We start from the raw sequence: 12,614 nt of genomic DNA, 5'->3' as shown, positions 1-12,614 counted from the left end.
AAAGAGAATTATCCGCTTGAAGATTCCCACAGCAATTAAATTAAATCTATTTTAACGAAAAGCCTATTTTTGCATATCAATTTGAAATAAAAATATTATGGACAAAATATATTATCTGGCTTCGTGTGATACGTGTCGAAAAATAATCAAAGCGTTACCCAACTCCAACCGTTTGACTTTTCAGGACATTCGTCAGGATCCGATTACGCCCGAACAACTGGAGGAAATGCACCAGCTTTCAGGCAGTTACGAAGCGCTTTTCAGCAAAAAAGCACAATTGTACAAGGCGATGGATCTGAAAAACAAAAACCTAACAGAAGCCGATTTTAAAAAATACATTTTGGAACATTACACCTTCCTGAGCCGACCGGTCTTTATTATCGACGGTAAAATCTTTATCGGAAACAGCCAGAAAAACATTAATGAAGTAATAGCCGTTTTAAGCTGATGAAGGCACGTACTTACGCCCTGATTGCCGCCTGGATGGTCGCCATCATTTACGGAGTAACGTTTACCATTGCTAAAGACGTAATGCCAAAACACATCGATGCTTTTGGGTTCATTTTCCTTCGTGTGGGCGGCTCCACTCTTTTATTTTGGCTGGCAGCTTTGTTTGTGAAAACCGAAAAAGTGGAAAAGAAAGACTTTCCGCGAATTTTAGCGGCCGCATTCTTTGGGGTAGCCTTTAACATGCTTACTTTTTTCAAAGGGTTGAGCTATACTTCACCCATTATGGGAGCCGTTTTGATGGTAACCACTCCAATGATCGTGTTGATTTTGTCTGCCATCATCATGAAAGAGCGCATGGAAAACAAAAAAGTTATGGGCATTCTTTTGGGATTGGCCGGAACTGTAACCCTTATTTTATACGGAAAATCAATGGTAAACGCACCGAATGCGAGTTTGGGAAATTTACTGGTTTTTGTCAATGCCGTATCGTATGGCTTTTACCTGATATTGGTTAAGAAACTGATGGACAAATACAACGCTTTTTCCTTTGTGAAGTGGATTTATCTTTTTGGCTTTCTAATGGTAATCCCTTTTGGCTGGAAGGAATTTCAGGCAGTGGATTGGTCAGGCGTACCCCTAAACATTTTCTGGAAAATTGGATTTGTCGTAATTGTTTCTACGTTTTTAACCTATTTGCTGAATTTGCTTTCCATGAAAGAACTCAAGCCAACAACTGTAGCTGTTTTCATTTACCTGCAGCCTTTTTTCGCGACGGTTTTCGCCATCGGACTTGGAAAAGACGAGTTGAGCTGGGTAAAAATAGGTTCAGCGGCTTTGATTTTCGCAGGGGTTTATCTGGTAATCCAAAAGAAATCGGGAGCGATAAACGACTCTTTAAAAGCCACCGACCCCAGTCAACATTAAATACTGAACACTTTTCTTTATCTTTGAAGTCTATTTGAAAAACGTATGATACAATCGATGACCGGTTTTGGCAAGGCAACCCTTCAGTTGGCTACCAAAAAAATTACAGTAGAAGTAAAATCTTTAAACAGTAAAGGCCTTGACCTGAATGTTCGCATGCCCTCGGTATACCGCGAAATGGAATTGGGACTGCGCAATCAGATTTCACAAAGTCTGGAGCGCGGAAAAGTAGACTTCTCTTTGTACATCGAAGTGACCGGTGAAGAAACCTCTACGAAAGTAAATGCCCCGATTGTAAAAGCCTATATTTCACAAATGCGCGCAATTTTGCCTACGGCAGATGAAACCGAACTGATGAAAATGGCCGTTCGCATGCCCGATGCTTTAAAAACCGAGCGTGACGAAATCGACGAAAACGAATGGAAACAGATTTTAACGGTAATCAACGAAGCCCTTACCAACATCAACACCTTTAGAAATGACGAAGGCGCATCGCTGGAAAAAGAGTTTCAATTGCGTATTGCCAACATTCGATCGTTCATGAATCAGGCGCTGTTGTTGGATCCGGAACGTATCGAAAACATCAAAAACAAACTCCAAACAGCTATTGATGAATTAAAAGTGAATGTTGATGAAAACCGTTTCGAACAAGAACTGATTTATTATTTGGAGAAGTTAGACATTACCGAAGAAAAAGTGCGTTTAACCAACCATTTGGATTATTTCCTTGAAACCTTATCCGGAAGTGAAGCCAACGGTAGAAAACTAGGATTCATCACTCAGGAAATGGGTCGTGAAATCAATACGATGGGTTCCAAATCCAATCATGCCGGCATGCAGAAATTGGTCGTTCAGATGAAAGACGAACTGGAAAAAATCAAAGAACAGGTTTTGAACGTTTTATAAGCTAATACCACTTTACACATAACACAACACAATAAAGCTGAAAGCCAACCGCTGAAAGCTAAAAGCTAAAATCATGAGCAAAGGTAAATTAATCGTATTCTCGGCACCTTCCGGTTCGGGAAAAACCACTATAGTTCGTCATTTATTAGGTAAAGAAGATTTGAACCTGGAATTTTCGATTTCAGCCGCCACACGTTCGCCCCGCGGGGAAGAAGTAAGCGGAAAAGATTACTATTTCATGTCGATTGAAGACTTCAAACAACACATTAAACACGAAGATTTCGTGGAATGGGAAGAAGTATACCGCGATAATTTCTACGGCACCTTAAAAAGCGAAGTAGAACGTATTTGGTCACTTGGCAAAAACGTGATTTTCGACATTGATGTGGCTGGCGGTTTGCGTATTAAATCGAAATTTCCGGAAGAAACCTTAGCCGTTTTCGTAAAGCCGCCAAGTGTGGACGAATTAAAACGTCGCCTAAAAGAACGTTCTACGGAAAGCGAAGACAAAATTAACATGCGCATTGCCAAAGCCCATGTGGAATTGGCGACAGCTCCGCAGTTTGATACGATCATTAAAAATTACGATTTAGATACCGCAAAAGAGGAAGCGTATCAGTTGGTTAAAAATTTCGTGAACAAATAAACGAATCAAGCTAAAAGCATATAGCTATTGGCTTATAGCTCAAAAAAGATGAAAATCGGACTTTACTTTGGCACCTTCAACCCAATTCACATCGGCCACCTGATTATTGCTAACCATATGGCGGAACATTCCGATTTGGATCAGATTTGGATGGTGGTCACGCCGCACAATCCGCACAAACAAAAAACCTCCTTGTTGGACGACTACCACCGTTTGCACATGGTCCATTTGGCCACGGAAGACTATCCGAAAATCAAGGCTTCCGATATCGAATTCAAACTTCCCCAGCCTAATTACACGGTAAATACGCTGGTACATCTTCAGGAAAAGTTCCCCAAAAATGAGTTTTCCTTAATCATGGGGGAAGACAACCTGAATTCACTGCACAAATGGAAAAACTATGAAGTGATTTTACAAAATCATAATATTTACGTGTATCCAAGAGCTGCGTTCGGTGAAATCGACGCACAATTCATCAACCATCCGAAAATCCACCGGGTAGGAGCCCCAATTCTGGAATTGTCTTCGACTTTTATCCGTGAAAGCTTGAAAAACGGCAAAAACATTCGACCAATGGTACCGGAAAAAGTTTGGGCTTATATTGATCATAATTTGTTTTACAGAAAGTAGCATTCAATTAACAAAGTTTTAAAAGTCATTGATGGAATCTTCAGTAACTTTAGGCTTCTAAAATTTTAAGCTATGTTAAACTTCGAATTATACAATCCTACCAATTACGTTTTTGGCAAAGGTCAAACGTCCAAACTAACCGATTTAGTTCCAAAAAACACCAAAATCTTATTGGCTTACGGTGGCGGCAGCATTTTTAAAAATGGGGTGTACGACCAAGTAAAAGCAGCACTTCCTACTTCTGAAATTATCGAATTCGGTGGTATCGAACCCAATCCGCGCTATGAAACACTGATGAAAGCGGTAGCAATCATCCGCAAAGAAAACATCGGTTTTATTTTAGCCGTTGGTGGTGGAAGCGTAATCGATGGCGTAAAATTCATCTCGGCAGCCGTAAAATTTGACGGCAATCCTATGGATATTTTACACAAACGCCTTTTAATTAAAGACGTAACACAAGTTATCCCTTTCGGAACGGTGTTAACTTTACCGGCTACAGGTTCTGAAATGAATTCGGGAGCCGTAATTACAATAGATCAAACACAGGAAAAATTATCGTTCGGGGGCAGTGCTTTGTTTCCGAAATTTTCCATTTGCGACCCAACGGTGATTGAATCGCTACCCAAAAGACAAATTCAAAACGGAATCGTGGACGCTTTTACGCACGTTATGGAACAATATTTAACCTATCCGACCGATGCCTTGCTTCAGGACAGAATAGCGGAAAGCATTTTGCAAACCTTAGCGGAAATCGGACCCGGCGTAGCCGAAAACCCAACCGATTACAAATTGGCGTCGAATTATATGTGGTGCGCGACTATGGCCTTAAACGGATTAATTCAAAAAGGCGTTCCGACCGATTGGGCGACTCACATGATTGGCCATGAACTGACGGCCTTATATGAAATTGACCACGCAAGAACACTGGCCATCATCGGACCCAACTTGTATCGTATAATGTTTGAAACCAAAAAAGAAAAACTGGCACAATACGGCGAACGCGTTTTCAATATCCAAGGGAATTCAACAGAAGAAAAAGCCGAAAAAGCGATTGAAAAAACAGTTGATTTTTTCCACAAAATGGGCATGCTGACCAAACTTTCCGAAAACACGACCAATTATGAAAACACGGCTGATTTCATCGTAAAACGTTTTAAAGAACGAGGCTGGTTAGCCATGGGCGAAAAACAAAACATCACACCGGAAAAGGTTCGGGAAATCGTCGAATTAAGTTACTAAAACAAAACGCTCCTTCTGGGGCGTTTTTTATTCTTTTAAAATCATACGCTCCTGAATACCCGAAACAGTAGTGATACGGCAAACGTAAACTCCTTTTGGAAGTGAAGACGAGTCTATTACGCCATTAGAAGTCATTATTTTAAATGTTTTTATCTTTTGCCCCCATAGCGTCCAAATACTCACAGACACCTCTTCCTTTAAGCCCGAAATAGTGAATTTGTCTTTAATGGGATTCGGATAGATCGTAAATTTATTGGCATTCCAATCTGCTGTTGTCAGGTTGTCCGATACTTCTAGGCTCAAAACAAACGAACTGCTCCCATAGGAATTGGTTGCGGTTACAGTATAGGTTGCTGGAGGCGTTGCTACAGTAGGTGCTCCGGAAATTTCACCCGTCACCGTATTAAAACTTAATCCATCTGGTAAATCGGGGATTATCGTATAACCATAGGTTTTGATTTTACGGATTTTGTGATTACCATAATCGGCGATATAAAGAGCATTATCGGAGGCTATAGCAATACCCGTAGGATTTTTAAATGAGGATGTACTGGCATTTCCATCTGCAGCGCCTATAATTCCGGTTCCGGCAAAAGTAGTCACTTCTCCCAAAGGGCTTATTCTTCGGATTTTATGATTGCCTTCATCGGTAACATATAAAATAGCCTCTGAAGTGACGGCCACTACCGCCGGATGGTTAAAAGAAGCTGAACTTCCATTCCCATCAGCCAATCCAGCTGTCCCACTTCCCGCAACCGTGGTTACTTGTCCCAAAGTGTCAATTTTCCGGATACGATTGTTACTGTAATCGGCAACATAAAGATTGCCCGAACTGTCTATACCTAAACCTGTTGGCCCGTTAAATTTAGCAGTAGCTGCGTTTCCATCCAGATAACCCGAAGTACTTCCCGCATAAGTGGTTACCGTACCATCGGGGGTTATTTTTCGGATTTTATGATTGTTCCAATCAGCAATATATAGATTATCCTGCGCATCAATGGTCATGGCAGCCGGATAATAAAACTTGGCGGACAACCCTGATCCATCAAGAAAACCAGCTGTTGACCCAGCAAATGTTGACACAACTCCCGCCGGTGTGATTTTTCGAATTAGATGATTACTCTGATCCGTTATAAAAATATTGCCTTGTGAATCGACTATAGCACCATCCGGATAACGAAATGTTGCCGAAGCTACATCGCCATTGGCCGTTCCTATCGCTCCGGTTCCGGCAAGAGTAGTCACTGCGCCATCGATGGCAACCTTTCGGATTTTATGATTGCTGCGGTCCACAATTACCAGGTCATTTTGTTGGTTAAATGTTACCACCGTCGGATAATTAAAACTGGCTAATGTTCCTATTGCATCGGTACTCCCAATAGTTCCGGAACCTGCCAGAGTGGTTACCTGAGGCTCATTGGGTATTACTCCACCGTTATTTAAAGGATACAACGGTGCAATCGTTTGATTCACAACAAAAACAGTGGGTGTCGGATACGAAATATCGGGAGACTGACTGTACAGTATCCCTGAAAAAAACAAAAGTATTAATCCCTTAACGATCCGAAACATATATTGCAAAATTCTTAAAACCAGACAAAAATAGCAAAAAACGAAAGGCGCTCCGAAAATTAATTTCTCGAGCGCCTTCCTCACCAAAAACAAAAAATATTAACTAATCCTAACCTAACTTCTCTTTTACTTTACTATTGTGGTATCTGTTTTTTTAACTCTTTCCTTCCCTCCTTGTTTCATAAATTGGATAAATCCTCTGCCTTGAAATTCGTAAGTCGTTCCCGAAGCCTGATGAAACAATCGTATTCTGTTGTCATTAATAACGGTCAGCACAAACGATTCATTGCCCCAGAAATCATAATCTAATGTTAAAGTTTTCTGATAGGCATTACCCGGCACATTGTACACACCATACAATCCGGTAAAATCCCAATAGATCGAATTCACTGGGGTTCCCGGAGCATCTTGAGAGGAGCGAAACTGATTGCCACTGGATAAAAACTGTACAAAATGCTCATTATCGAAATCATTCAAGGCACCGGCATTGCTGGTATATACTTTTTCCCAAGCGGTATATTCCTGAAGGAAATAGGTGATATTATCGTAAAACAAACCGTCATAATCAAAATTGTTACGCTGATAACCGGTTAAATAATAGGTTACGTTATGATTATGGTCAATCAGTTTGATTCGGTTGCTACTGATTTGCACCACTTCGGTTTCATAAAAACCATAAACATCATGGTAGAAACGAATGGTCGTCGGAGAATAATCATAATATCCAATGTCGATACCAAAGCCATTTCCGGTTGTACCGATATAAGCCACATTATTGTTAGCGTACAAGGTACCATCTAAAAGGGAAATAGTAAAGGCTCTGGTTAGAAAAGGCACATCCCCTGTTCCGGTTGTGGCATTATAGTCCACATACCAAAGCTCGTAGCGTTCCATGAGTTCCGGGAGCGTGATGCCATTATCCACATAATCGTTATGGTAGTGCTCGTCCACCACACAAGAAGTGAGCAAAAAAGGCAGTATAACCGCTGCAAAAAGTAATTTTATCGTTTTCATATCATTCTTATTTTCGGGTTCCTCAAATCTGTTTCAATTAGCGTGCCAATCTTGCTTTAAAACCAGCAATACTTTAAAGAACTCCGGGACAAAATTTTTCAATTCGCCAATTTTGAGTACTTTTGGGATTACAAATTTGTAAATCAAGATGAGTGACACTCCGAAATTTGCGGTAATCGGCGGCGGAAGCTGGGCAACAGCCATTGCTAAAATGCTTTGCGTAAACCTTTCCGAAATCGCCTGGTACATGCGAAACACTTATGCTATCGAGCACATTAAAATCAACAAACACAACCCAAATTACCTGAGTTCGGTTGAGTTTGATACCAAAAAATTAAAACTGACCTACGACATTAACGAAGCGGTAGCTTATGCTGATTATGTGATCTTTGCCATTCCCTCAGCTTTTTTGAGTGACGAGCTGGAAAAGCTCACTGTAAGTTTGGAAGGAAAAGTCATTTTTTCTGCTATCAAAGGAATCGTTCCGGAAACCAGCATGATTGTTGGGGAACATTTTCATAAAACCTATGATATTCCTTATGACAACATCGGCGTGATTACCGGCCCTTGTCATGCTGAAGAAGTGGCCTTAGAGCGTCTTTCGTATTTAACCATTGCCTGTGGCGATGACGAAAAAGCCAAAATCATGGCCCAAAACCTGAACAGCCACTACATTAAAACCAAAACCTCCGACGACATCATCGGAACGGAATATGCCGCCATGCTGAAAAACATTTATTCGATAGCAGCAGGGATTGCACACGGTTTGGGTTATGGTGATAACTTTCAGGCGCTACTAATGAGCAATGCCATCCGCGAGATGAAAAAATACATCAAGAAGGTGCACAAAATGAAACGTAATATTAACGATTCTGCTTACTTGGGAGACTTACTTGTAACCGGCTACTCGATCTTCTCGAGAAACCGAATGTTTGGAAACATGATTGGAAAAGGCTATACGGTAAAATCGGCACAAATGGAAATGAGTATGGTCGCTGAAGGGTATTATGCCACCAAAAGCGCCCATAAACTCAACGAAACCTACAAAGCAAAAACCCCAATCATCGATGCAGTTTATACTATCCTGTACGAAGGGAAAGAGCCTAAACAAGTATTCAAAAAACTTACTGAAAAATTAGATTAATTTTTTTTCAGTCGGTGCGTTTCAGAAGACAACAAGCCCCACAAACGTCTAAAGTCTTGAATCACAAAGCCTTTACGCATTTCACAATGCAATTGCTTTAAAAAAATCATTTTTATCAACCCTTACCAACAAAGGGATGACAGGCTTTTCCCTTGGAGAAAAAAATAACGTTTACCTTAGCCGAAATAAATCAAAAATGCCAAATGGATAACTTAATCAATCACCCCGGAATTTTAACGGTCTTTACAATTGTAATCTTAGCAATGCTGCTCTTGGACTTAGGTGTTTTCAAAAAAAACCAACATGCCATCAGCAACCGAGAAGCTTTAATGTGGTCCACCTTATGGATATCGTTGGCTATGGGCTTCAGTGCTGTTATTTACTATTACATGGGAGTCGAGAAATTTGCCCAATTCCAATCTGCATACTGGATTGAGAAAGCCCTTTCGGTGGACAACCTCTTCGTTTTTATATTAGTTTTCGGATTTTTCAACGTCCAAAGGGAACTACATCACAAAGTACTATTCTGGGGAATTATTGGAGCCTTGGTTTTCAGGGCAATTTTCATCTTTACCGGCGTGGAACTGATTAACATGACGTATTTGCCGCAAATGGATGTATTTGGCCATCTGGTTAAAATCAACATCATTCTTTCCATTTTTGGTATTTTCCTGATTTTTGCCGGTGTCAAATCCTGGTTTTCAGAATCGGATGAAGGGGATAAAGATTTCACCAAAAGTCCGGGCGCCCAATTGGTACACCGTTTCTTCAAAGTAAGTGAAAATTATGACGGTGACAAATTCTTTACGGTAGAAAACGGTGTAAAAATGGCCACACCACTCTTGGTTGTGGTTGCCGTTATTGAGTTTACCGACTTAATTTTTGCAGTTGACAGTATCCCTGCCATTTTTGCCATAGCACCTAACGACCCGTTCATTTTATACACCTCCAATATTTTCGCCATTTTAGGCCTTAGAGCACTTTATTTCTTGTTGGCGAACTTCATGCATATGTTCAGCCGTTTAAAGTATGGATTAGCGCTTATTTTGGCTTTTATCGGCATCAAGATGCTGATTGCGCCTTTTTACCACATCACATCACCAGTCTCATTGATGATTGTAGGTAGTGTTTTAATGCTTTCTGTGGCCGCATCTCTATTGTTTCCGGTTAAAGATTAATCTCAAACATCTTAATAAAAAAGAAAGGGCGGTTATAGAACCGTCCTTTCTTTTTTATTTAATAAGAATCTCATCCGTAAAAATATAAGCATCGCCACCGGCTCCCTGATGCCAGTCGGGCAATTTCCCGAAGTTATACGCTTTCACTTTTACATAACGGGCCTGTATTGCTTTAATTTCCAACGTAAAAGCTTTGATTTGCTCTTTGTAATCATCCGCAGCAACAGTATTGGAAACCGATCCGGCTAATTCAAAATTCACGTTATCTGTTGAAATATAATACTCCACTTTTGCCGGCATAACAATCCAGGCACGGGTATCCTGCAGAAAACGACCAGAGATTTCATTAATTTTAGTTTCTTTTTTCAAATCGATGACCGCCACAAAATCCTGTCCTTGATAGCCTTGCCAATCGCCTTTGCGCCAGTTTTCGTTACCTAAAATCCCATCGATCAGACCTTCGGGACCTCCAGCGTGGTACTGTGTTGAATAGCGCGATGCTATATTGATACTCCAGTCGTTAGCTTTTTTAAAATAAGAAGCTGCAACCACATTACTTCTTTTACCCATTTCATCAGCACTGTAAGCATAAACTGTGGAAGATTTTTTGATGGTAAAAGGCTTTGTGTATTTTTTAAACTTTTTATCTTGCTCAAAAGAATAGAACGCTTTTGTGCCTGGAGCAGCAATTAACGATACTTCCAACTCCTTTTTAAAGGCTTTGCTTTCAGCTTGAATGGCAGGCACCGGTATCAGGGTTGTGAACAAATCTCCAATAGATGCATTTTCAGGCTTTTTAAACCCTAAATTCTCCAATTCTAAAGCTGAGGTTTCCTTGCTAAGTATAATTTCACCCTGATTTTCCAATCTAAGTCGGGCTTCATTAAAATAAGGTTGACCGGCATTCCAGCCAATCTGTCCCGGCGTTACCGAATAAATTCCCAACGAATTCAATACATACCAGGCACTCATCTGTCCACAATCTTCATTCCCGATCAGGCCGTCTGGCGTGTTTTTATAAAACTCATTTAAAATATAAGTTACTTTTTTCTTCGTTTTTTCAGGTTTCCCTACGTAATTGTACAGATAGACCATGTGGTGGCTCGGCTCATTTCCGTGAGCATATTGTCCAATTAATCCTGTAATGTCCGCTTGATCACGACCTGTTGTTTCTGAAGGTGCAGAAAACAATTCATCCAACTTGGCTTCAAATTTTTCCTTCCCGCCGTGTACCGCGATTAAACCCGGAATGTCCTGCGGCACAAAGAAGGAATATTGCCAGGAATTCCCTTCCGTAAAGTTGTTGTTCACTTCGCGCGGCTCGAAAGGACTGTCCCAACCGCCGTTTTTCTTCGGACGCATAAAGCCCGTTTGCGAATCAAATACATTTCTCCAACTTTGGGAACGCCTCATAAAGTATTCAAAATCATCTTTTTTGTTGAGTAATTTAGCCATTTGGGCAATACACCAATCATCGTAAGCATATTCCAGAGTTTTGGAAACGCTTTCGTGTTCGTCATCGATGGAAATAAAACCGTTCTTTTTATAGGCTTCCAACCCTAAATGATCCAGCATGGCCGAGTGTTTAGCCGCTTCAAAAGCTTTTTCGTAATCGAACCCTTTAATACCTTTTACCATCGCATCGGCTATGACTGAAACGGAATGGTAACCAATCATACAATCGGTTTCATTGGAGGCCAGTTCCCAAACCGGTAATCTTCCACCTTGCTCATATTGCTTTATAAAAGTATTGATATAGTCTGCGGTTCGTTTCTTATCGATTAGTGTATACAACGGATGGGCACCCCTGAAGGTATCCCAAAGTGAAAATACCGTATAATAATCGAAAGTATCAGCGACATGAATTTGGTTGTCGCGACCGCGGTATTTACCGTCTAAATCTTCAGCAATGTTGGGTTGCATCATGGTATGATACAAAGCAGTGTAGAAAATCGCCAACTTGTCTTGATCATTCGATTCCACCTGAATTTTGGACAGTTCCAGATTCCAAAGTACTGCGGCATCTTTTATCGTGCGCTCAAAATCCCAGTGCTTGATTTCTGTAAGATTCAAAGCTGCACCTTCATATCCGGTTGGTGACAAGGCCACTTTCACCCAGATTTTCTCTCCTTTTGCAACCGGTTTGGAAAAACTCAAGGCTACTTCAGTACCGGAATAGAAATTCGCCTCATTCTTACCGTTGGCTTTCACTTTGTTGATTGTCATCGGCTGGTTGAATTCGATACGGGCGAAAACATACTGGTCGCGTGCCCAAGCTTCACTTCTGCGCAAAATTTCTATGGTGCGGCTGTTGACAATACGCACATCGCCTTGTAATAACTTATCGCGGTGGTTCAAATCTAAAATAACATTCGCCTGACCCGCTTCGTTGAAGGTGTATTCGTGAAAACCAACTCTGGTTGAAGCCGTCAATCGAACATCTATATTGTGTTTATCTAACTTCACACTGTAATAACCTGCCGACGCTTTTTCATGTTGATGGGAAAATATCGAAGAATAGGTCTTGTTATCAAAAGAAGGTTCGCCCATAGTCGGCATCAGCATAATATCCCCATAATCGGAAACACCTACCCCGTTTAAATGGGTATGGGAAAAACCATAGATTATGCTGTCAGAATAATGGTATCCGCCACAGCCATCCCAACTGCCGTCAATTCGGGTATCGGGTGAGAGTTGTACCATTCCGAAAGGGACTGTAGCACCTGGAAAGGTATGTCCGTGTCCGCCCGTTCCGACAAACGGATTGACATATTGTGCAAAATTGTGATTTTGAGAAAAGCCGGTCGCTGTAACTAAAGCGGCTATAAAAAGAAAGGCAGTTTTTTTCATAAAACGTTCTACTGAAAATTTTTCTCTAAAATAAAGAATATTTCAGGAACACTATACATCG

General features: G+C 40.9%; 11 protein-coding genes. 8 read left to right on the top strand and 3 right to left on the bottom strand.

From position 1 onward, the window contains the following. Nucleotides 1–97 precede the first annotated feature (97 nt). The 6 genes from ABGT15_RS14050 (at nt 98) to ABGT15_RS14025 (ending at nt 4,795) form a co-directional block, all read left to right on the top strand. Nucleotides 98–448 (top strand): arsenate reductase family protein, encoded by a 351-nt coding sequence (locus ABGT15_RS14050; RefSeq protein ID WP_367232089.1) that lies wholly within the window; start codon nt 98–100, stop codon nt 446–448. Further along, nucleotides 448–1,374 carry a DMT family transporter gene (locus ABGT15_RS14045; RefSeq protein ID WP_367232088.1) on the top strand — a complete coding sequence of 309 codons (927 nt, stop codon included), beginning with the start codon at nt 448–450 and terminating at the stop codon, nt 1,372–1,374. Before ABGT15_RS14050 ends, ABGT15_RS14045 begins: the two co-directional genes overlap by 1 nt. 45 nt (nt 1,375–1,419) lie before the next feature. Next, nucleotides 1,420–2,280: a YicC/YloC family endoribonuclease gene (locus ABGT15_RS14040; protein ID WP_367232087.1), complete on the top strand. Its 861-nt coding sequence runs from the start codon at nt 1,420–1,422 to the stop codon at nt 2,278–2,280. Between the two features lie 73 nt (nt 2,281–2,353). Beyond that, entirely contained in the window at nt 2,354–2,926 is a 573-nt protein-coding gene (gene gmk, locus ABGT15_RS14035; protein ID WP_367232086.1) for a guanylate kinase, read from the top strand. A 48-nt stretch (nt 2,927–2,974) separates the two neighbouring features. Further along, complete coding sequence (gene nadD / locus ABGT15_RS14030; RefSeq protein WP_367232085.1) at nt 2,975–3,556, top strand: nicotinate (nicotinamide) nucleotide adenylyltransferase; 582 nt, start codon at nt 2,975–2,977, stop codon at nt 3,554–3,556. Nucleotides 3,557–3,628: 72 nt separating this feature from the next. Next, nucleotides 3,629–4,795, top strand: a complete 1,167-nt coding sequence (locus ABGT15_RS14025; RefSeq protein WP_367232084.1) for an iron-containing alcohol dehydrogenase — start codon at nt 3,629–3,631, stop codon at nt 4,793–4,795. Between the two features lie 27 nt (nt 4,796–4,822). On the opposite strand, the gene ABGT15_RS14020 is transcribed toward ABGT15_RS14025, so the two are convergent. Then, nucleotides 4,823–6,367 (bottom strand): T9SS type A sorting domain-containing protein, encoded by a 1,545-nt coding sequence (locus ABGT15_RS14020; protein ID WP_367232083.1) that lies wholly within the window; start codon nt 6,365–6,367, stop codon nt 4,823–4,825. A 126-nt stretch (nt 6,368–6,493) separates the two neighbouring features. Further along, complete coding sequence (locus ABGT15_RS14015; RefSeq protein WP_367232082.1) at nt 6,494–7,381, bottom strand: nicotinic acid mononucleotide adenyltransferase; 888 nt, start codon at nt 7,379–7,381, stop codon at nt 6,494–6,496. Between the two features lie 148 nt (nt 7,382–7,529). Between ABGT15_RS14015 and ABGT15_RS14010 the strand changes: the two genes are divergently transcribed. Beyond that, nucleotides 7,530–8,525, top strand: a complete 996-nt coding sequence (locus ABGT15_RS14010; RefSeq protein ID WP_367232081.1) for an NAD(P)H-dependent glycerol-3-phosphate dehydrogenase — start codon at nt 7,530–7,532, stop codon at nt 8,523–8,525. 203 nt (nt 8,526–8,728) lie between these two features. Further along, nucleotides 8,729–9,703, top strand: a complete 975-nt coding sequence (locus tag ABGT15_RS14005) for a TerC/Alx family metal homeostasis membrane protein (protein WP_367232080.1) — start codon at nt 8,729–8,731, stop codon at nt 9,701–9,703. A 54-nt stretch (nt 9,704–9,757) separates the two neighbouring features. Here the strand turns inward: ABGT15_RS14005 and ABGT15_RS14000 are convergent, their stop codons facing one another. After that, complete coding sequence (locus ABGT15_RS14000) at nt 9,758–12,553, bottom strand: GH92 family glycosyl hydrolase (protein ID WP_367232079.1); 2,796 nt, start codon at nt 12,551–12,553, stop codon at nt 9,758–9,760. Between the last annotated feature and the right edge of the window lie 61 nt (nt 12,554–12,614).

Origin of the sequence: Flavobacterium enshiense, assembly GCF_040750275.1 — a bacterium.
GTDB lineage: Bacteria > Bacteroidota > Bacteroidia > Flavobacteriales > Flavobacteriaceae > Flavobacterium > Flavobacterium enshiense_B.
Note: the sequence above shows the minus strand (reverse complement) of the source record. Positions and strands in the feature narration are given on the sequence as shown.